The following is a 21,245-nucleotide window of genomic DNA, read 5'->3' as shown; positions in this document are numbered from 1 at the left end:
GAACCTTCTTAAAAAAGAAATGTCCCTGCCTTGGGAGAAAGGCCTCCTTCCGGAGAACTTCATCCATCCCATGCAGGGGCGTTCCGCACCATAGGCAACGGAATGGGAAAGAATTTCCCTGAAGGAATCTGGATCATCAGCGGCAGAGCCCCTTTAGACTCTCTTTGTCCCTCCTTCCCGCACCGGCACGCGATGATCTGGCCAGCCCGCCGTTCATGGCGGGATTCTTTGTCCGCAGCTTCCTGCGTGGAAATGGCGGGTCTTCACCCGTCATCGCAACTGTAAATAGCCTCTCCGGCGTTCCTGATCCAGTCCTCCTTATAAAAAAGGACGGGGCCTGCGGCCATGCGGGCCAGGGCAGGACATACTGGCAATGGCTTTCCTGCTTTCACCGCTCACCCGCTAAGGATCGCATTATCTGCGTAGAAAAGCTGCCCTTCTTCATCATTAGCCGTGTGGTCAGGCCCTCCGCTCCATTTTCTTCCGCAAGTTTCCGGTCAAGGGTGGCCTTCATACGGTGATTCCTACTTTTCTTATCCTTCCTGTTTTCTTTCCCTTTAACGATTGCCCGTTTTCCTTCCATCAAAATTCCAGGGAAAGAACGTGCCGGACTCCATGCGGCGTGGCGGCCATACCGGACAACCGGGATGCAACTCCATTGTCCGGAAACGAAGGAAGCATGAAAAAAGGGCTGCCCTCCTTGCAGGAAGGCAGCCCTTCTGGAATGGGAGACAGCGGGCAGAAAACCTGCCGCGGCAGCCCGTTACTGCTTTTTCTCCGCCTCCGGCTGGGCGGGAGCCTTGGCCGGAGCGGCTGAGGAAGGATGCATATAGGAAACCGCAAAACCGTCGTACTTGGCCGGCAGCTTCTTGTCCGGGAGCATCAGTTCATGCAGACGGTACAGGGCTGCCGCTTCCTTGACATTGGAAGAACGGGTCTTCATCTGTATGTCGGGAATCACGGTTTCAGGATTGTGCTTTCTGGCTTCTACGGCAGCCGTTACGGCAGGCTCTCCGAGGAATTTGGCTACATCCGGCATGTGCATGTAGGCGTCCAGGGAACGGACCACACAGGCGGAGGCCAATTCTTCATCCGAACCATGCAGCAGCACCAGGGCTTCCGCAAAATAGTCCAGGGCCTTGTTCCAATCCTGGGCAACCATGGCGGCGGCGCCCAGAGCGTACTTCATCCGCGCCTGCTGAAGACGGGTGGCGTTCTTCTTGGTTGCCAGGAAAGAAGAGGCACGGCTTTTCAGGCCGTTCCAATCCTTGTCCGGAATCAGGGCCATGATCCTGGCTATTTCCAGGTCATCCTGGGCGGAGGGGGACAGGTTGGAGGTCTTCACGGGGAATTTGGCCACCAGCCCCTTGACGCCTGCCCAGTCCATCATGCGCATGGCGCACTCCAATTCATAGACGGCCGCCCGGGCGGACAGGCTGTCCTTGATGGAAAGCGTGGAGGCATACTTGTTAACCAGAGCGTGGAATTTGTTGCGCGCATCATGATACTTGCGGTTTTCCATGGCCACCTTGGCATCCACAAAGTCATCCGTTTCAAAAATGTACAGCGTCTTGAAGGCGCTGGCCATCTGCTGGAGGATTTCCTGGGACTCCCTGGTTTCCACAAACTGGACCGTGGGACCATTGGCGGAAAGAATGAAAATATCCGTCGGGCGGCCATTCTTGATGCCCTGGGAGGACACCCTGGCGCGCAAACGCGGGGTATTCTGAACATTCTGAGCCATGGCCGGAACCAGGGTGGATAAACCGGCCAATACCATTATTACTGAAAGAGCTTTCATCTTGTTGATTGCTAAACCTTTGTTATTATTTCTGGCCCTTGGCGGCGCGTATGGCGGCTTCATGAGCGGCGATGTCCGCCCGTTCCTGGCTGACGGCGGGATCGGAGCCGAACCTGGCCGTCTTATCCTTGACCTCATTGATCAGGGCGCTGTCTTCCGCAGTCATCTTCTTGCGGTTGGCGGGAGTATCCAGCAGTTGCACATACTGGCTGCCTGCCTTCCAGGCAACGTACCTGTCGGAAGGCTGCCTGCCTGCCCCCTGGGACATCGTGTTTCTCTTCCACAGCGTATCCATCTGGGCCAGAACGGCGGGAGCGGACCATTTCACAAGTCCCTTGTAGGTACCTGTGATGTTCATGAAGTTGATCAGAGCCTTGTCCAGCTCATTCTGCTTCAGGTAGGCTTCACCCTGCAGGAAGAGGACTTCCGGCAGATTCTTCTTGTAGGCCTTGTTCTGACGGTACTTGTCAGCGGCGGCAATGACAGCCGGCCAGTCCTGGCGGGCGGTGGTGAACTTGACCAGGTTGTACTGGGCGTCTTCCATGGCCTTGCGGTCCGGATTGGCGCTGGATTCTTCCTTGCTGAGTTCATCCTTCATCATCTTGATGGCGGTGTCCACCTTGGCGGTATCCTTGCTGCGGCCCAGAGCCACGGCCTTCCCGAAGATCGCATTCTTGCGGTACTTGGACATGCCGTTGATGCGGGCCCTCTTGCGCACCGGATCAGGTTCCGACGGCTCCAGGATTTCATCAAAGTAAGCGATGCTTTCTTCCGGCTGGGACGTGTTGGCCAGGTGCATCCCCAGCTTCACGAGCGTGTACGGAGGCAGGTCGGAAGGCTTGAAGTCGCGCTTCAGCTCCACAAAGAGCTGCTTCACCAGGCCTTCCAGGGCGGCTTTCTCGGCACGCTGTTCGTCCGTCTCCGTAGGAGCCTTTTCATAACGTTCCTGCGTCTGGGCAATGATGGCCATGCGGAGCATGGCGCTCAGCGTCTTGTCCTTGTCATTATCCACGCCGGGGAAGCGGTAGAAATGGTTGCGCAGAGCGTTGGCATCCAGATTGCGGCCAAGCGCGTCGTTGCCGGCCATGTATGCCTTGGTGTAGGAGTTGACGGCTTCCTCCAAGAGAACGGTCATCCTGGGGTCATCCTTCTTGCCTTCACGCACAATGACTTCCTGCATCTTGACGGAGGCAGGGTCAAACATCTCCTTGTCATCCTTGAAGAAATCCATGGCGGCGGCAGCCAATTGGAGGCTGTAACGGCTCCCGGGCTGGTCGCTGTTCTTCCAGTACTCGTCATACCATTTCTTGACCTCGTCCCGGCGCGCCGTCTTGGCAGCCTCCACGGCTTCCTTCGGTTCTATAGGAAGTGGTTTCTTGGTGGCATTGATAAACAGGTTGTAAACAGCTTCCGCGGCAGGCCGCTTGTCTCCCAGTTTCTTGGCGGAATCCAGGGCGGCCAGGAAATAGCCTTCCGCTTCCTGTTCATGCTCCTTGCTGCCGGCGCACAGGTTCGCCAGCAAGTTGTTGGCATACGGGAACAAACGGTGATCCTTGAAGTTGTCTACAATCTCCTTCGCGTCCTTCATGGCAAGTTCCTCGTCTCCGGGATTCTTGCGATTCAGGTAATTGAAGGCCCGGTCATAAAGCACGGCAGCCATGTTGGCGTCATTCTTGTCCGGGAAACGGGCAATGTAATTAGTGAAAGCCTGGATGGCTTCATCCGTATTGCCCAGGTTCGTGTAGGTTTCACCCAGCAGGTACATGGCCGTTTTCAGATAGGTGCTGTCGCGGTATTCCTTTACGAAGCGTTCCAGCACGGGCACGGCTTCCTTGTAACGGGCGGCGTCCGCAGAACCCAGGTTGAACAGGGAGGCGCCTTTGCAGTACAGGGCCAGTTCATAGAACTTGTGGGTGGGTTCTCCCTTGTGCAGTTCCATGACTTTGTCCGCCTGCTGGACGCAGAGATCGAATTTCTTGTCCTTCAGGAGTCCTTCCAGAGACAGCGTGTTCAGCATGGGGGCATACTTGGAATTCGGGAATTCCTTCAAATGCTGCGCCACAAGTTCGCCGCCCTTGTCCGTCTCACCCAGCTGCCATGTGGTCATGGCGAGGTAATACAGGTTGTCCTCCCTGCCCGGAGCGTCCGGATAGGATTCATTGATGAGCTGGTAGGCGGCGCGGGCGACCCTCTGGGAGCCATGCACCAGGGCCTGGTTACCCATGAAGCTGAACGTGAAGGCGTCCAAGACCTTTCCTTCCTCCTTCATCTTGTTGAACTGCTCCATCAGGGCGGTCACCTTCGTCCTGTCCAGCGTGTGGGAAAGGTCCGTCACGCCGGCCACCGCTCCATTGGCGCGGCCCAGGCGATCCAGGGAATAGTTGGCATCCGCCAGCACGCCGGCCTGGTCGGGCAAAAGCCCCATCAGCACCAGGGCCAGGGAAGCATAGTCTTCAGACTCCTTCTGCTTTCCTTCCTGGAGAAGCGAGCTGGATTTTCCCAGCACTTCCGCAATGTAGCTTACCAGCCGGGGGGCATACAGCGCCACGCGGGTGGGACTGATGTTCATGACGGAAGGATGGGCTTCCACAAATTTCACCGTTTCCTGGCATTTGCCCGTCTTGATCGCGGCTTCCACCATCGCCAGGAAGCCGTTGGTAATCACGGCATCCGTAATGCGGCGGCCCTTGTAGCGGGAAGTGACACAGGCGGTAAGGTTTTCCAGCCCCTTTTCAAAAGAAGGTGGATCCATCTTGAAATAGCACTGGGCCAGCAGCCCCTGCACTTCCCCGGCGTTGACATTCTTGGCGACAGGATCGCTGCGGTATTCCTTCAGGAATTTCTCCAGCAGCTCCGCGCCCTTGGCAAAATCTCCAAGGCGGCAATAGTTTTCCCCTTCACGGAACAGGGCCATTTTCACCAGCTGGTTCTTGGCGCTCGGGAACTTGGTATAACATGCCTTGAACGCTTCCACAGCTTCATTGTATTTCTTCAACTGGGCCAGGCAGACGCCTTTCTGATAATAGAACCAGCCAAAGCCGTCATCCAGTCCCAGGGTCTTGATACGGGGTTCATAAACGCGGATGCAACGGTCCACGGCATCCAGGGCTTCCTGCCACTTACCCTCCTTCATGGCTTCCAGGGCCGTGCGCTGGTAATCGCGCGGGCCGTGCTGGGCACTGGACGGCAGCGCCGCTCCGATGCTTACCACGGAAACCAGGCCGACAGCCAGTGCAGTAGTATAGTTTGATTTGATCATGTGTTTAAAATTCGTTGAAACAGAAGAGATAATAGAACAGGTACAATATCTGCGCAAATGCGCGGAATGCACCTATATGTAATGGATTGCGTCATTCTAACAGGATGAGGCAAACTCTAAAGAAGAAAGTTTTATCTTTTTAGTCATCCGCGCAAGAAAGTTTCCGCCAGCTGCGTTTCCCTAGTGGGAAGTTAGACTGTAGCCGGATGAACCGGGGAAGGATAAGCCAGCACGCATCAATTATTTCTAACAAATCTCTGGAAATCTTAAAGCACAAAACCCAGAGCCTTGGCTGGCTGCGCGGAAAAGCTTCCTGTCCGTCAACGCATTTATTATCCATTCATCTGGCAATAAAAAGCTTCCGGCGCCCCAAAGGCAGCCGGAAGCTGAAAATCAATCAAAAGATGACCGTGAACCGCTTAATCGTCCTTGAGGTCCGTCAGGGCCACCGTGGTAATCCCGGCTTCCGTCAAAGCGTTCATCACGTCAATGACGCGCTGGTGGGGGACGTCTCCTTCCACCCACAACTGCACCACCGGCTTGGTTCCCACCGCGCTGGCTTCCTGCTTCTTAGCTTCCAGCTGCTGCACGAGGGTCGCCAGGTTGTGGTTGTTCATGTCATTGTCGATCATCAGGCTGTTGTCCTTGCCCCAGTAAATGGTGCCGTCCTTGATGATCCGGATCAGGGCCGGTTCAATCTGGGAGGCGGTATCGCTCACGGACTGGCCCGGCATGGACATGTCCAGCTTGCGTTCCTGAATAAGAGAGGTCGCCACAATGAAATAGATCAACAGAAGGAAGCACACGTCAATGAGGGAGGAAATATCCAGCTTGGGATCTTCATCCTCAATAGCCTCCAATTTTTTATGTCTTGCCATGGTGCGTAATGGTTATTCAGCCTTGGTTGCAGCGGAGGTGTTTTTAGAGGGCAATACGGCAAAGATGACCTTGACCACGCCGCATTCCGCAGCTACGCGGATCACTTCCCGGGAGCCCTTGAACAGAGCCTGCTGGTCACCGCGCAGATAAAGGCGCGTTTCAAAGTCCTGCTTGTCCTTGAAGCGTTCCGCAAGGTTTTTGATATATTCCTTCAGTTCATCCGCAGAGTTGAGCGGCGTACCCACGTCGGAGGACCAGCGGACGCTGGGATCCACGCCGGGAGGACGCTTGCCTTCCCCTTCCCCGTACACATTCACTACGATGCAGCCGTTGGCGGATTTCACTTCGCCGGAACTGCTGGCCGTAGGCATTTGAATGTTCTTATCCTTTTTAACGGTAATGGCCGTAGCGTTCACCACGAAGAAGATCAACAGGAGGAATACCATGTCGATCATGGGGGACATATCCATTTCCCCACTCTCTTCTTCGGGAGCTACATTGGCTTTTTTCTTACCCATAAGCTACATTTGGTTGAGATTTTCCGGCCCGCCTCCGCCTGGGCGGAAACTTCCGGGCCGGACCATCTGCCCCGGCGATCAGGCCAGGCCTTCGGGAATGCGGGCAAGCTGTGCTTCAGCGTTCACCACGTTGATGGAGGTGTTCACCATTTCCTGCACGGTACCCACGCATTCGGCAATCTGGGCGTTGGCAATGCCCTTCTGGAAGAAGAAGAACGGCGTGGCGATAATAGCGTTGATCAAGCCCCAGAAGGTCGTCAGAAGAGCCACGGAAATGTCACCGGCAAGCTGGGTGGGGTCCGCCTGGCCGGCGGTAGCCAGCGTACCGAAGGCGCCCACCATCCCCTGCACCGTACCGAAGAGGCCGAGCATCGGGGAAATCTGCGCGCAAAGGGCAAGCATGTTGATCCACTTGAACACGGAACGGCTTTCATTGGCCGTAAAGTCGGCCACGGCGTCTTCAATGGCGTCCTTGCCCAGGTCCTCCGGGCGGGTGGCGTCCACATTCGGCAGGGCATACGCAACCAGGCGGCCCAGATAGGTGGGGCTGCCGGCAGCCACTTCAATGGCGGAGCGGATGCGGCATTCGGCCATCAGCTGCAACAGGGTGACTTTAAGGTCTTCCGGACAGAACTTTTCCTTTTTCAGAGCAACCATGTTATAGATCACCAGGAAAACGATGAAGGCTTCCACCAGCATAATCGGGACCATGGTCCAACCACCGGCAATGATCCATTTGTCAAGCATGGTCTGTTCCTGAGGAACAGCGGCTTCGGCAGCTTCCTGAGCAAACGCGGATGTAGAAAACGCGGCCAGCAGGACGGAAGCAAATGCGGCGAAACGGAAACCCAGTCTAAAAAGGTTCTTCATAATTTAAGTTATATGGTTGTTCGAAAAGATACTGGTGTATTAAAGCACGCAAATTCAGACTTGCAAGCATTCATTTTGGACCCTGTTAAAAATTCAGATGCCCGCGGAACCGTCTTCCCGGGCCAGGCGGCTGCAGATCGGGCAGCTCCCTCCGCATCCCCGCGCAGGGCAATATTCACGTCCGTACAAGACGATGCGCAGATGAAGATCACCCCATGTATTTTCAGGGAAAAGGCTCTTCAAGTCACGCTCCACGGCTTCCACCGTCTTGCCCTTACTCAGCCCCCACAGCCGGGAAAGGCGGAAGATATGCGTGTCCACCGGAAAGGCGGGAACGCCGAATGCCTGCGTCATGACGACGGAGGCTGTTTTATGCCCCACGCCGGGGAGGGATTCCAGCGCCTGGAAGTCACAAGGAACCTGCCCGTGGTATTTTTCCACCAGGATGCGGCTGAGGTTCACGATGGCGGAAGCCTTCCTTTCCGAGAGGCCGCAGGGGCGTACAATTTCCCGGACAGCCTCCACATCCTGCCGGGCCATTTCCTCCGGGGTGGAAGCCAGGGCGAACAGGGCCGGCGTTACCAGGTTCACGCGCTTGTCCGTGCACTGGGCGGACAGAAGGACTGCCACCAGCAGGGTGTAGGCGTCACGGTGCGCCAGGGGAATGGGAGGGTTCCCATACAGGGACATGAGTTCCTCCCGGACAATGGAAGCCCGTTTTTTCGTATCCATGCCTCCAGACTACCACTCCGGCCGCATGGCGGAAAATAAAAAAGCGCCGCCATCGTTCACGAATGGCGGCGCCTTGGGTTAAAGGGTTCGAGATACGGTCAGTCAGCCTTGGCGTAAAGCCCCTTGGACACGCGGTGCTGCAGGGCTGCATACATGGTACGGCAATGCCTGTAGCCGCGGCGGCTGCCGAGCACTTCCAGGCTGTTGGCGGGATCTCCCCAGCGGACGATGGTCAGTTCCACATAACGGCGGCCCCATTCCTTCATCAGCTTTTTGTTGGGCTGGTAAATATCAATGGTTCCGGTACCGACCAGGGCGCTTCCGTAGTCGTCAACAACGTACAAATAGGGCTGGCCCTTGATGCGGAACGTCGTTCCCAGCGGGTAAACGGACCAGTCCGCAGCGGCGCTGCGCACGGAAGACGTGTATTTCAGCGTCGTGCCAACGGCATTGCGGGGCCCGTAGGCCAGATGGTCGCGTTCGGAATGGGTGTAAGCCGTGGTGCGTACCACGCGGGTGCGCTGGGCTGGATGGTAAAACGGCATCTTGTGTTTGTCGCGCCCCAGGCTGGGGAGCTTGGAAGAAGGCACTGCCGAACGGCTCGGCGCCAGGGGCTGAACAAAACCTTGGGCGGTTTCACCTACACGGGCCAAAACAAGGGCGTCACTACTGGATTTCCCCATGCCGGTTACAGCGCCGTTCGTCGAGCAGCTGCTGACAAACATCGCCGCGAGGGCACAAGACAGGGTGGCAATTATTCTTAAATTCATGCGGTATGAGGTTAGGCGCCACACACACGGCAATCACTCCGGCAGAACCTTCAGGCCATGTGCGGAAGCCGAAAAATCGGCAACGGCGGCTCTTGGTTACGAAATAATTTCTACCTTGGCAATCCTTTTTTTTCACCCACTACCTCCCAAACAAGGAAAATCTATTAATACAAATCACTAAAAATAAGCAATATACAAAACATGCCGCATTTTTGTCATATCATGACAAATAATATACTTCACGAAACCTATTTTTCTATCACATTACGACACACTTTTTTATTTTCAATATATCTTATTTAAAATAAATAAGATATAAACATACACAACCTTAAATCCTTCAAAAGATTCCCTAAAAAAGTTCAACGGGACAGTCTCCGGAAGGCCGTCATTGGCTGGAAAAATCACGTCTCCTGTTGAACGAAATTCCCTTTGTTTTTCAGGCCTCCAGAAGAATTTTCCTTCCCAGGGCGCCTCTCCTGCCATTCCAGACTCCAAACAGTCCGGCATGCAAGCGGCGAAATAGAACGGACCTCCGCTTTGCGGCAAACGGATGTTTCAAGAATCCCGGCGCTCATCCATGGAGGCTCCGTCCACGGGTAACCGGGCGGAACACAGGCTGGTTAAAAAAGGTCGCAACATCCCTTGAAACGGTTTTTCCAAGGAATGGAGTCACACGCCGTTTGACATCTCTATCCTCTTTGTCCGCTAACTCTTCCCTGTTTTTCAGCCACAGCAAGGCTTGCTGCTCTCCATTCCGTTTCCGGTCCTGGTCTTGCAAGGGGAGGAAAAACGGAAAAGTCCGGCGGAGAGGAAAAGGAATCCTGGAACTCACGGGAAAAGGTAACCTGGAAAGCGAATGGAACGATCTTTCCCCCGGCAAAGCAGCTCCGGAACAACCTATCCTCCCTTCAACAGGAATTTTGCTTTTATTGGACAGGATGCACTGGTTTAGAAGAGGAATTTGGTGACGCTCCCTCCTTTTTTTCTCCTTTTATTCCCTTCTGTGGCGCTTTCCAATGAATGCTAGGAACTGACGCCGGACATCCTTCTCCGGTGAAAGGACGCGCACCCAATGGGCTGTTGCATCCCTCCGGAAATAGATTACACTCCGGAACGAACATGTCTGCCGGCCTGCCCCAACACCTCACGCTGGATTATCTGCGCGCCCTGTTATCCCGGGGCGTGGAGAAAACCGCGGTTACGGAAGAGGCCAGAACGGTATTGAGGAAATGGGTCATGGACGCCCGCCGGATTGCCAGGGGGGAAATCCCCTCTTCCGTTTCCTCTCCCCCCGCTTCCGGAGAAACACGGCTGCAGGCGGAGGTTCAGGACCGGACGCTGCCGGGCTCCGTGGATGAAGTTTCCTTCGGCAATGAACTCCGGGCCATCCTCAGTGGAGTGCAGCCCGGCAACACAGAGGAGGAAGCCCCCGTACCGCGCCATATCACCTTTGATCTGGAAGGAGAAACGGAGGAGGAAAAACTGGCCTCCCTCCGGGAACTGGTAATAAACTGGCCTCCTCTCCGGAAAATGGAGTCCCTGCGGGACACGCCCGTTTTTTCCTCCGGAAGCCCCAGGGCGGATATCATGATGGTGACGGACGCTCCCGGCCTGTATGAAGAAAAACAGGGCATTCCCCTGGCGGGGCCTTCCGGAGAGAAGCTGGATGCCATGCTGAAAGCCATGGGACTTTCCCGTTCAGACATTTACCTGACCCATCTGGTCAAGTACCGCCCCGCCCTGCCAAGGCAGCTCACCAACAACCGGCCTCCTACAGACCGTGAAATAGAGGTTTCCCTTCCCATCCTCCGGGAGGAAATCATGCTGGTGCGTCCCAAAGTGGTGGTGGTCCTGGGAGCCATCGCGGCCAGGGGCATTCTCCAATCCGGGGAAACGCCGCTTTCCGCTCTGCGGGGGACATTCCACACGGCTTTCGATACGCCTGTGCGCGTCACCTACAATCCCAGCTACCTCCTGCGCACGGAGGATATTTCAGAAAAACGAAAGGTCTGGGAAGACATGCTGTGCGTCATGGAACAGGCCGGCCTCCCCATCTCTGAAAAACAGCGTTCTTATTTCCTGCCCAAAAAGTAACATATGGACTATTTAAACACGATGTTGGAGCGCAAACGCGCCGACTTGAAAAAAATTCTTCCCCTGGAAGGGAAATTGCGGGCTTCCGCGATCCAGAGAAACGACTATGCGGGATTCCGCACCGCAGTGGATCTAGGGGAAAACCGTCTTTCCGTCGTCCCGGAGATCGCCAGGGTCCATCCCGTCCTCAACTTCCGGGATGCAGACCAGGACCTCCGGCACCAGTACGACATGTTCATTCAGGGAGGTGCGCAGGGCATTTCCATCGCCGTGGAACCGGAAGTGTACGGCGGTTCCTGGGATATGGTTTCCACCATTTCCAGAATCAGCACCGTCCCCGTCATGGCGCGCGACGTATTCATTCACCCGGCCATGATCTGCCAGGCCATCGTATCGGGCGCAGATGCCATCAACCTGGTGGCCGCCGCACTGCCGGAAAAGGATCTGGAAGACCTGTACCGCATGGCCTCCGGCCTGGGACTGGACGTGATGATGGAGGTCCATACCCTGAAGGAGCTTGAAACCGTGATGGACCTGGAAACGGATTTCATCTGCATCAATAATGCTGATCCGCACACCCTCCAGTCCAATCCGGCAGTTACGGAAAAACTGATTGAAGAAATTCCTGCCTCCGTCACCGTTCTGGCTGCGGGAGGCATCCGTACCGTGGAAGACGCGCGGCGCATGCTGGACGCAGGGGCCAACGGCGTCATCCTTCAGGATGAACTGGCGCGCATGGATATTCCACAGGACTTCATGGACGCTATCCTGGCGCTGAGGACGGACTGATTTTTCCGCTTTCACTATATATAATATAGGGAGCTATCTTCTTCCGCATGGGACCATGCGGGCGTGGCGTTGTTTTCCAGGGTTGCCGCCAATCATGGATATCCCGGAACGGAAAGGGGCCCGGAATTGTCTCACTTTCCGTATGAACATGACTCACAGCCCACATGACCCGCAGGACGTTTCCGGACACATTGATCCCGTCTGTGGAGCAAAAGTCGGGGATGACACCCCCTGGAAGGCTGACTATGAAGGGAAAAGCTACTTTTTCTGTAGCCGTTCCTGCCGGGATCAATTCACGGCAACCCCGGAAAATTTCCTTGCCCATCCTCCGGACGCCGCCCATGGCATGAATATGGAAGGCATGGACATGCACCGCCATGCGGACATGGCCGCTTCCTCCGCCATGGCGCCTGCGCCATCCGCCGCCCCCGGCACTGTGTACACGTGCCCCATGCATCCTCAAATCCGGCAGGACCATCCGGGCGCCTGCCCCATCTGCGGCATGACGCTTGAGCCGGTGCTTCCTTCCGCAAACGTCCTTGACAACGGAGAACTGAATGACTTCCGCAAACGCTTTTACTTCTCCTTGCCTTTCGTCGTCCTGATCTTCATCATTTCCATGAGCGGACACCTTGCCGCCTGGATCAACGCAGGAGTCCAGAACTGGGTGGAGCTGTTCCTGGCCATGCCCGTAGTCCTGTGGGCCGGAGAACCCCTCCTGATCCGGGGCTGGGATTCCATCAAGACCCGCAATCCCAACATGTGGACGTTGATCGGGGCTGGAACCTCCATTGCCTTTCTATACAGCCTGGCGGCTACTATCGTGCCCGGCTGGTTTCCTGCCGTTTTCGTCCATGACGGACACGTTCCCGTTTATTATGAGGCAGCGGCTATCATCATTTCCCTCAGCCTTCTGGGCCAGGTCCTGGAGCTGAAAGCCAGGTCCCGCACGGCGGAAGCCATCCGGTCCCTGATGAATCTGGCCCCTTCCACCGCCCATCTTGTTCTGCCTAACGGGGTGGAAAGCGATATTCCCCTGAAAGACGTACAGCCCGGCGACGTGCTGAGAGTGAAACCGGGAGAGAAGGTCCCCGTGGACGGCATCCTGAAAGACGGGGAAAGCGACGTAGACGAGTCCATGCTGACCGGCGAACCCATCCCCGTCTCCCATGTCCCCGGAGACAAGCTGATCGGCGCTACGCTGAACACCACGGGCACCTTCACCATGACGGCGCAGGAAGTGGGAAATGGTACCGTCCTGGCCCGCATCGTCAACCTGGTGGCCCAGGCCCAGCGGACCAAGGCGCCCATGCAAAGGCTGGCAGACAAGGTAGCGCGCTACTTCGTCCTTGCCGTGGTGCTCGCCGCCGTTCTTACGTTTTTTGCCTGGGGGTTCTGGGGACCGCAGCCGGGCTGGACCCACGGCCTCGTAAACGCCGTCTCCGTCCTGATCGTAGCGTGCCCCTGCGCCCTTGGCCTTGCTACGCCCATGTCCATGATGGTGGCTTCCGGAAAAGCGGCCTCCCTCGGCATCCTTTTCCGGGACGCGGCCTCTCTGGAAACCATGCACAAGGTCAATATCCTGGTCATGGACAAGACGGGCACCCTCACGGAGGGAAAGCCCTCCCTGGTCAACGTGACCACGGTGAACAACATCAATATGGACACGCTGCTCGCCCAGTGCGCCTCCCTGGAACAGCGCAGTGAACATCCCATTGCACGCGCATTCATCCAGAAAGCCAAGGAAGAAAATCTCACCCTGTCCCCCATTGAGGATTTTCAATCCTTCCCGGGCGGAGGCGTGGCCGGAACCTTCCAGGGCAGCAAAATCTACGTAGGCACGGCGGACATGATGCAAAAGCAGGGTGTGGATACTTCCCCGCTGGCGCCCTGGGTGGAGGAACAGCGCAAGCAGGGCCGCGTCACCGTCTTTGCCGCAGTGGACGGACAGGCGGCGGGGGCGTTCTCCCTGGCGGATAAAATCCGGGAAAACACGCGCCAGGCCCTGGCGGATCTGGCCACGCGCGGCATCCGCATCATCATCGCTTCCGGGGATGCTCCGGCAACTGTGGAAGCCGTGGCGAGGGACCTGGGTATTTCCGAATTCCACGGAGGAATGACCCCGGCGGACAAGCAGACGCTGATCGCCTCCCTGAAAAGCGGGAACGCCGTGGTCGCCATGGCGGGAGACGGCGTGAACGATGCCCCTGCACTGGCGGAAGCGGACGTAGGCATCGCCATGGGAACGGGATCGGACGTAGCCATGCAGAGCTGCGGCGTCACCCTGGTGAAAGGGAACCTGATGGTGATTTCCAAAGCGTTCGCCCTTTCCTCCGCCACGGTAAAAAATATGAAATCCAACCTGGGATTCGCCTTTGTGTACAATGCCCTGGGCATCCCCATCGCCGCCGGCATCCTCTATCCCTTCTGGGGTATCCTGCTTTCTCCCGTCATTGCAGCAGGCGCCATGTGCCTGAGCTCCGTATCCGTCATCCTGAACGCCCTGCGCCTGCGGCGCTTTTCATGAGCCGGACAAATCCTTCTCCCCGAACGCTCCACGGATACGCCTGCATTCCGGCGGCTGCCCCTCCCGGTACAAGACTTCTACAACATCGTAACGGGAGGGAACCGGTTCCGGAAGCTGGCGCATCCATTCCGCCGCAGCCTGGCGGATCAACGCTCTTTTGCGGGCATTCACGGCCCGCCGGGCTCCCCCATATCCCGTCCCCGTACGGGTTTTCACCTCCACAAAGACGAGACATTCCCCGTCCCGGCACACGATGTCCAGTTCCCCGCCCCTCACAGGCCGCCAATTTCTTCTTAAAATGGAACACCCCTCCGCACGCAGGAAGGAGGCGGCCGCCAGCTCCCCGTATATCCCCACCCATTCCGTATTTCGCTCCGCCCTATTCAGGGAGGGACAGTTCCAATTGTGAAACCGGCGCAAACGAGCGGCGATGGAGCGGACAAGGCCCATGCCTCCGCAGGGCCTCCATGTGGGCTTTCGTGCCATATCCCTTGTGTTTTGCAAAACCGTACTCCGGATAGGAGGCATCCGCCTCCGTCATCATGCGGTCCCTCGTCACCTTGGCCAGAACGCTGGCGGCGGCGATGGACAGGCTTCTGCCGTCTCCCTTCACGATAGCGCGGTGCGGAACGGAAAGCCCCTTCACAGGAAGTCCGTCCACCAGGCAGAAATCCGCAGGCAGGGCCAGCCCCTCCACGGCGCGCGCCATGGCCAGATGGGTGGCACGCAGAATATTGAGGCGGTCGATTTCCTCCACGGAAGCCACCCCCACGGAACAGGCTGCCCCTTCGCACTCCAGCAGGGCCAGAAACAGACGTTCCCTCTTTGCCGCGGTCAGCTGTTTGGAATCATTCAGCTCCGCTAATTCTTCCGGCAGCTCCGGCAGAATCACGGCTCCCGCCACCACCGGACCGGCCAAAGGGCCGCGGCCGGCTTCATCCACCCCGGCCACATAAAGAAAACCGGAGGAGCGCGCCTCCCTTTCAAAGCTCATATCCGGGTGTGACTTTTCCGCCATGCTTTATTCCTCCTCCTGTTCTTCCGGAAGCCGGGTCAGCAGAACCTGCGTGATTCTTCTGCCGTCCGACCCCGTCACGGCGGCCCGGTAGCGGCCAATCTGCAATTCTTCCCCCTCTTCCGGAATATAGCCCATCCTGCTGATCATGTAACCGCCCAGCGTCGTGACGCCCGGACAATCCAAATCCATTTCAGGCAGGTAATCCGCCAGGTCAAACAGGGTAACGGAACCACTCACGGCATACGTATCCTTGCCGGTCTTGACAAACTCCCGCATTTCCTCCTGGTCGAACTCGTCCTGAATATCATCCCCCACGATCTGTTCCAGCACGTCGTCCAGGAACACCAGGCCGATGGAATCTCCGAATTCATCCACCACCAGGGCAAAATGGGCATGCTCTTTCAGGAAGAACGTGAGAAGGCTGTCCAGGGGCATCGTATCCGGAACCACGCGCAGCTCACGCCGCACGCTCATCAGGTCCGGATTTTCCTGCCCCACCAGCTTGAGCAGGTCCTTGACATGCACCCACCCCTTCACCTCGTCCAGGTGGTCGCCTTCCACCAGGGGAAAACGGGTGTGGCGGGACTTCCGGGCAAGCTCCCAGTTCTCTTCAAAGGGGGCCGTCAGATCCATCACGTCCACTTCGGAACGCGGGGTCATCACGTCCTTGACGCACATATCGTTCAATTCAAGGGCATTCTTGGAAATCTCCGCCTCCTGTTTCGTTAATTCACGGGAGCGTTCGCTTTCCTCCACCAGATACATCAGCTCGTCCGTACTGTGAACCGTGCACGCCGTGGATTTGGGATCAATGCCCAAGATGTACTTCAGCACAAACCGGGCAATTCCCCCGGTCAGGCCAAGGATGCCCGTATACCGGAATACCGTGTAAAAGAAATGCAGCAGCGGAACTGTCGCCAGAGCGGCCTTGTCCGGCTGGCGCACAGCCATGGCCTTGGGAATGAATTCCCCAAAAACCACCTGGCAGCAGGCAAAGAAAATGAACGTAACGGCCAGAGCGGCGCCGCAAACGGCAACCGGACTGCCCAGCCCGAAGGAAGCCAACAGGGGAGCCGCCAGCTCCGCTACGAAAAACGTGCCCAAAAATCCCAGGGCCAGGGAGGAAAGGCTAATGCCCACCTGGCAGGCGGCCAGATACAGGTCAAGGTGCTTCACCGCCTTCCGCGCCCGGGCCAGCTTTCTCCGCAGCTTCTCCGGAACATCTTCCCCGGCGTGCAGCTGGCTCTCGCGGACCTTCATCAGGGCGAACTCACTCGCCACAAAAAACGCATTCAACAGTAAAAAAAGGATAAAGCAGGCAATCGCCAGCGTCATCCCACCCAGCGCCGGAACAGCGCCGGGCGCTTCAGCGGCCCCGAAGGCCGCAAGAATACTCAGAGGGTCCGGATCATTCATTCTGCTTCAAGTAATATACGGAAAAGGATGCCGGAATATTTCCCGGCCTTTATTTTACAATTTTTCATAAACTCCCTGGTCCCGGCGCTCCAGCACGGTAAATCCGGCTGCCTTGGCGTCTGAAACGGAGAGGGGCTTGGTCACCTCCGGCACATTGATGCGGCTGATCACCTTGCGCACCGGATGCTTGCACACCAGGCATTTTTCAAGCGGGGCACGATCCACGGGCCGCCGCAATTCGAAACCGCGGCGGCACACCGGGCAGGACTGTCCGGGGTCGTCAGGGTGTTCGGAAATATACTCGTATATGGGCATAGCAAAACGCTAGGCTAAATAAAAATCAGCCTAGCGTCAAAATCTTTATAAGGCTGCAACCTTTCTCCGCCCTTACCAGCTGGACTTGGTCACACCGGGGATCATGCCGGCGTTGGCCAGTTCGCGGAAGGAAATACGGGAAAGCTTGAAACGGCGGATAAATGCGCGGCGGCGGCCGGAAACAAGGCAGCGGTTGACCGTACGGGTCGGGCTTGCATTGCGGGGCAGCATGGTTAAACCGATATAATCCTTCTCAGCCTTCAATTGCGCACGCAGTTCCGCGTAGCGCTTGACGGTGTCAGCCTTTTTCTTGTCTCTTGCGATCCAGCTCTTCTTAGCCATAAGTTCGGCGGAATAAGTAGAGGCCCGGCGGCGAAAAATCAAGCGCTTTTTTTCAATTTCACCAAATTCAAGCCGTTTTCAATGTCATCCGGCCTGTTAAACAGCCTCCGCACATCGGCTTGAACGCCTGTTTCTTCCGCAAGCAGAGCACCATCAGGAGAAGCCTTAAAGACGTTCCGGCGGAACGGAGGCAGTCGATTATTTAACTCTTCCTAACCATTCCTTCTTCTGCGGAACGGGATCATAGCTGCAAGGCATGAGTATAAAATGGAAATTTCCTTAACATTGACCGCATTTTTTTGGAAAACCCTTTCAAGAATAATGTTTAAAAACATAGTTGTTATGAAGATCTTCGTCTTTGGCACGTTTCTTGCATGCCCCTGCCGTGTGGCGGCGGAAGAGGAGGGACCCATGCAGGGGCTGAAGATTGAATCGACAATGGAAGGATGTTCCGCGGACTACGACACCGCCAAGGAAGAAGGATAGAATCCGGACGAGGTTAAAAAAGAACCTGCGTGGGCATGGGCGGGAAGGTTATCTTGGCGTTGACGGGAAAGAAGGCGCTTATGGGAGAGGATAAGGACATCTACGAAGACCGGGAAATCAACGGACTGGTGGACCGGAATTTGGGACATACCAGGGAAACGGAATTTCTGTACGGAGGCGGCAAGAAAGAGAATGAAGAACAGCTTTCCGGATTTATACCGGAAACGGAATACTGATGAACGGTCATTTATTTTTTGTTCAGGAACTATTCCACGGAAGCCGGCCCGGGAAGCTCCGGCAAAAAGGCCGCGGGGAATCATGATTTTGTCCTTTCCTCCGGGGGGGGAATGGGGCATCATGCCGCCGCACACTCATCATTGACGTACATGAAAATCGTAGTTGCATACTCTGGCGGCCTGGACACTTCCGTTCTCCTGAAGTGGCTCAAGGAAAAGTACAATGCCGAAATCATCGCCTACTGCGCAGACGTAGGCCAGGCGGAAGAACTGGACGGCCTGGAAGCCAAGGCCCTGGCTACCGGAGCTTCCAAGTGCTTCATCGGCGACCTCAAGGAAGACTTCGCCACCAACTACATCTTCCCGATGATGCAGGCCAACGCTCTTTACGAAGGCCGCTACCTGCTGGGCACCTCCATCGCACGCCCCTGCATTTCCAAGGATATGGTGGACCTCGCCATCCGTGAAGGAGCGGACGCCATCGCCCATGGCGCCACCGGCAAGGGGAACGACCAGGTGCGCTTTGAACTGGCCGTCAATGCCCTGGCCCCGAACATCAAGGTCATCGCCCCGTGGCGCGACCCTGAATTCCGCAAGCAGTTCCCGGGCCGCACGGAGATGATCGCCTATGCAGAATCCCACGGCATCCCGATCCGCCAGTCCCTGAAAAAGCCTTATTCCATGGACCGCAACCTGCTCCACATTTCCTTTGAAGCGGGGATGCTGGAAGACACCTGGTACGACGGCACCACCCCCGCCGACCGTGAAATGTACAAGCTTTCCGTTTCCCCGGAAGACGCTCCGGACCAGGCCGAATACATCCAGCTTCTCTATGAAAAGGGAGATGTGATCGGCATCCGGTACGACGGCCTTGACGCCTTGCTGAAAGAATTGGACGTTACGCCCCGGGGCGAACGCGACGGATACACCCTGCTCAGCCCTCTGGGCGTCATGTACGTGCTGAACGCCCTGGGCGGCAAGCACGGCATCGGCCGCGTGGACATTGTGGAAAACCGTTTCGTGGGCATGAAAAGCCGTGGTATTTATGAAACACCCGGCGGCACCATCCTGCTGGCGGCCCACCGCGACATTGAAACCATCACCATCGACCGTGAAGTGCAGAAGGTGCGCGATTCCCTCATTCCGGAGTATGCCACTCTGGTCTACAATGGCTTCTGGTTCGCCCCCGAACGTGAGGCCATCCAGGCCCTGGTCACCAAGTCCCAGGAAACGGTGAATGGTGAAGTGCGCCTGAAACTCTACAAGGGCAACGTCATGTATGCCGGACGCCGTTCCCCGCAATCCCTGTACTCCGAAGAGATCGCCACGATGGAAGGCGGTCATGAAGAATTGTACAACCAGGACGACGCGGAAGGATTTATCCACCTTAACGGTCTTCGCCTGAAGCAGTTCAGCCGCGTCAACAAGCCTTACGGCAACTAAGGCTCCAACGACGGCATCGTTTTCAATCAACCGTCCGGAAGATATATTCCGGACGGTTTTTTCTTGTAATAATCTTTTCCTCCCTTACGTATTGCTTGTTATGAAATTTGTTTCACGCGTATTTCTGACGGCTGCTTCCATGCTGGCGCTCTGCCCGGTTTTAGCGGCCGCTGCCACTTCCAAACCCAACATCATCTTCATTTACGCGGATGACATGGGCATGGGCATGATGGGCTGCTACGGACAGGAAATCGTGAAAACGCCCAATATTGACCGTCTGGCCAACCAGGGCATCATGTTCACCCGGTGCTACAGCAGCCAATACTGCTGCCCGGCGCGCGCTTCCCTGCTCATGGGCGTTCATGACAGCCACTCCCGTTCCTACACCCAGACCCCCGGCGCCCTGGTCATCACGGCGGAACAAAAAGGCTGGTCCAATGAAGAATTTGAAGAGAAAGCAACCAAGGCAGCCGGAGTCAAGCCTTCCGAAGGCGAAGTCTTCCTGCCGGAACTGCTGAAAAAGGCCGGGTACGTCACAGGCCAGTTCGGCAAGCTGGACTGGGGATTCACCACCTGGCACGGAGAACTGAAAAGACACGGCTGGGACCATTATGTGGGGTACATGGACCACCAGCGGGCCCACGGTTATTACCCCTCCTTCCTCTGGAAAGACGGCGAACGCCTTCCCCTGGAGGGCAATACGCATGCCGATGGGGGAAAAACCCCGGAAAATTACAGCCCGGGAGCCACGGAAAAACGGAGAGGGAACCGGGACGGTAAAGTAACTTATGCGCCGGACGTGATGCTGGCGGAAACCCTCAAGTTCATGGAGGAAAACCGGAACAAGCCCATGTTCATCTTCTTTTCCACCAACCTGCCCCACGGCCCCGTGGATATTCCCCCCACGGAAAATACGTATGCCAACAATTCCGCCATCCACAAAGCCTACGCCAACGCCACGGGCGGCAACAAGGAATGCGCCCAGGCGGCGGAGGAATACGCCTCCATGGTGGACAAACTGGACAAGCAGGTAGGCGCTATCGTAGCCCAGGTGCACAAGCTGGGGCTGGACAAGCGCACCATCATCATCTTCGGTTCCGACAACGGGCATGAAATCTACTACCGCACGGACAAGGGCCGCGGCCGCGGACTTAACTACCACGGCGGCGTTCTGGACGATACGAAGGAACTGCTGGACGTTTTCCGCGGGAACCGCGGGCGCATCGGCCTGAAGAATGCCATGGTCAACATGGCCGGATTGAAATGGACCAACCATGAAGGGGGCATCCGCGTTCCCCTCATCGTCTCCTGGCCCGGCACCCTGCCGCATGGAAAAGTCTGCCACAGCCTGATAGCCAACTACGACCACATGGCTACCTTCGCCGATCTGGCAGGGGTACGCATGCCGGAAGGAAAAGATTCCGTCTCCTATAAAAACATGCTGTTCGGCAAACCTTCCAAGCAGCGGGATTATGTAGTGGTGGACCATACCGTCATCACGGGAGACGGCTGGAAACTTACGCACAAGCAGGGTAAATGGCTCCTCTTCCAGATCAGCAAGGATCCGGAAGAAAGGCACAATCTGGCGGAGACAAAGAAAGACCAGCTGGAAAGGCTTCAGTCCATTTACAACAAGGAAGTGGGAAGCCCGAGAAAGGACAAGTAAAGACCGAAAACGCTCCCGCGCTTCCTCTTTTTCCGCCCCATGCTTTTGCAGGTTGAAACTTGAACGTTCCGCATGTAGAGT

General features: G+C 56.6%; 19 protein-coding genes. 7 read left to right on the top strand and 12 right to left on the bottom strand.

Annotated elements, in window-relative coordinates; translation table 11 throughout:
- Nucleotides 1-763 precede the first annotated feature (763 nt).
- From LIO64_RS02855 to LIO64_RS02825, 7 genes are all read right to left on the bottom strand, one after another.
- Nucleotides 764-1,744, bottom strand: a complete 981-nt coding sequence (locus LIO64_RS02855; protein WP_290547942.1) for a hypothetical protein — start codon at nucleotides 1,742-1,744, stop codon at nucleotides 764-766.
- A gap of 82 nt (nucleotides 1,745-1,826) precedes the next feature.
- Complete coding sequence (locus tag LIO64_RS02850; protein ID WP_290547941.1) at nucleotides 1,827-5,060, bottom strand: tetratricopeptide repeat protein; 3,234 nt, start codon at nucleotides 5,058-5,060, stop codon at nucleotides 1,827-1,829.
- Nucleotides 5,061-5,479: 419 nt separating this feature from the next.
- Nucleotides 5,480-5,938 (bottom strand): biopolymer transporter ExbD, encoded by a 459-nt coding sequence (locus tag LIO64_RS02845; RefSeq protein ID WP_290547940.1) that lies wholly within the window; start codon nucleotides 5,936-5,938, stop codon nucleotides 5,480-5,482.
- Nucleotides 5,939-5,950: 12 nt separating this feature from the next.
- On the bottom strand, nucleotides 5,951-6,457 hold the full coding sequence (locus LIO64_RS02840) for a biopolymer transporter ExbD (RefSeq protein WP_290547939.1): 507 nt from the start codon (nucleotides 6,455-6,457) through the stop codon (nucleotides 5,951-5,953).
- A gap of 78 nt (nucleotides 6,458-6,535) precedes the next feature.
- Entirely contained in the window at nucleotides 6,536-7,327 is a 792-nt protein-coding gene (locus LIO64_RS02835) for a MotA/TolQ/ExbB proton channel family protein (RefSeq protein WP_290547938.1), read from the bottom strand.
- 93 nt (nucleotides 7,328-7,420) lie between these two features.
- Nucleotides 7,421-8,059, bottom strand: a complete 639-nt coding sequence (gene nth, locus LIO64_RS02830) for an endonuclease III (RefSeq protein ID WP_290547937.1) — start codon at nucleotides 8,057-8,059, stop codon at nucleotides 7,421-7,423.
- A gap of 98 nt (nucleotides 8,060-8,157) precedes the next feature.
- Nucleotides 8,158-8,829: a 3D domain-containing protein gene (locus LIO64_RS02825; RefSeq protein ID WP_290547936.1), complete on the bottom strand. Its 672-nt coding sequence runs from the start codon at nucleotides 8,827-8,829 to the stop codon at nucleotides 8,158-8,160.
- Between the two features lie 1,122 nt (nucleotides 8,830-9,951).
- Between LIO64_RS02825 and LIO64_RS02820 the strand changes: the two genes are divergently transcribed.
- From LIO64_RS02820 to LIO64_RS02810, 3 genes are all read left to right on the top strand, one after another.
- Nucleotides 9,952-10,926 carry a uracil-DNA glycosylase gene (locus LIO64_RS02820; protein WP_290547935.1) on the top strand — a complete coding sequence of 325 codons (975 nt, stop codon included), beginning with the start codon at nucleotides 9,952-9,954 and terminating at the stop codon, nucleotides 10,924-10,926.
- A gap of 3 nt (nucleotides 10,927-10,929) precedes the next feature.
- Nucleotides 10,930-11,715: a glycerol-3-phosphate responsive antiterminator gene (locus tag LIO64_RS02815; RefSeq protein ID WP_290547934.1), complete on the top strand. Its 786-nt coding sequence runs from the start codon at nucleotides 10,930-10,932 to the stop codon at nucleotides 11,713-11,715.
- Nucleotides 11,716-11,863: 148 nt separating this feature from the next.
- The gene (locus LIO64_RS02810) at nucleotides 11,864-14,242 is read left to right on the top strand and encodes a heavy metal translocating P-type ATPase (protein ID WP_290547933.1); all 2,379 of its coding nucleotides are present in this window, start codon (nucleotides 11,864-11,866) and stop codon (nucleotides 14,240-14,242) included.
- Here LIO64_RS02810 and LIO64_RS02805 read toward each other — a convergent pair.
- From LIO64_RS02805 to rpsN, 5 genes are all read right to left on the bottom strand, one after another.
- Nucleotides 14,237-14,662: a YraN family protein gene (locus tag LIO64_RS02805; RefSeq protein WP_345779563.1), complete on the bottom strand. Its 426-nt coding sequence runs from the start codon at nucleotides 14,660-14,662 to the stop codon at nucleotides 14,237-14,239. The two genes, LIO64_RS02810 and LIO64_RS02805, sit on opposite strands and share 6 nt — an antisense overlap.
- Nucleotides 14,622-15,260 (bottom strand): ribonuclease HII, encoded by a 639-nt coding sequence (locus tag LIO64_RS02800; RefSeq protein WP_290547931.1) that lies wholly within the window; start codon nucleotides 15,258-15,260, stop codon nucleotides 14,622-14,624. Before LIO64_RS02800 ends, LIO64_RS02805 begins: the two co-directional genes overlap by 41 nt.
- 3 nt (nucleotides 15,261-15,263) lie before the next feature.
- Nucleotides 15,264-16,676, bottom strand: coding sequence for a hemolysin family protein (locus LIO64_RS02795; RefSeq protein ID WP_290547930.1), 1,413 nt, complete (start codon nucleotides 16,674-16,676; stop codon nucleotides 15,264-15,266).
- Between the two features lie 54 nt (nucleotides 16,677-16,730).
- Nucleotides 16,731-16,991 carry a zinc ribbon domain-containing protein gene (locus LIO64_RS02790; RefSeq protein ID WP_290547929.1) on the bottom strand — a complete coding sequence of 87 codons (261 nt, stop codon included), beginning with the start codon at nucleotides 16,989-16,991 and terminating at the stop codon, nucleotides 16,731-16,733.
- A 72-nt stretch (nucleotides 16,992-17,063) separates the two neighbouring features.
- Nucleotides 17,064-17,333 carry a 30S ribosomal protein S14 gene (gene rpsN, locus LIO64_RS02785; RefSeq protein ID WP_290547928.1) on the bottom strand — a complete coding sequence of 90 codons (270 nt, stop codon included), beginning with the start codon at nucleotides 17,331-17,333 and terminating at the stop codon, nucleotides 17,064-17,066.
- Nucleotides 17,334-17,675: 342 nt separating this feature from the next.
- On the opposite strand from rpsN, the gene LIO64_RS02780 reads away from it, so the two are divergent.
- The 4 genes from LIO64_RS02780 (at nucleotide 17,676) to LIO64_RS02765 (ending at nucleotide 21,164) form a co-directional block, all read left to right on the top strand.
- Nucleotides 17,676-17,819, top strand: a complete 144-nt coding sequence (locus tag LIO64_RS02780; RefSeq protein WP_290547927.1) for a hypothetical protein — start codon at nucleotides 17,676-17,678, stop codon at nucleotides 17,817-17,819.
- 80 nt (nucleotides 17,820-17,899) lie between these two features.
- Nucleotides 17,900-18,055 (top strand): hypothetical protein, encoded by a 156-nt coding sequence (locus LIO64_RS02775; protein WP_290547926.1) that lies wholly within the window; start codon nucleotides 17,900-17,902, stop codon nucleotides 18,053-18,055.
- 150 nt (nucleotides 18,056-18,205) lie between these two features.
- Nucleotides 18,206-19,498, top strand: coding sequence for an argininosuccinate synthase (locus tag LIO64_RS02770; RefSeq protein WP_290547925.1), 1,293 nt, complete (start codon nucleotides 18,206-18,208; stop codon nucleotides 19,496-19,498).
- Between the two features lie 100 nt (nucleotides 19,499-19,598).
- Complete coding sequence (locus LIO64_RS02765; protein WP_290547924.1) at nucleotides 19,599-21,164, top strand: sulfatase-like hydrolase/transferase; 1,566 nt, start codon at nucleotides 19,599-19,601, stop codon at nucleotides 21,162-21,164.
- Nucleotides 21,165-21,245: the final 81 nt, after the last annotated feature.

This window comes from Akkermansia sp. (assembly GCF_020860705.1).
GTDB lineage: Bacteria > Verrucomicrobiota > Verrucomicrobiia > Verrucomicrobiales > Akkermansiaceae > Akkermansia.
The sequence above is the reverse complement of the archived record's forward strand: the minus strand, read 5'-3'. Positions and strand labels throughout refer to the sequence as shown.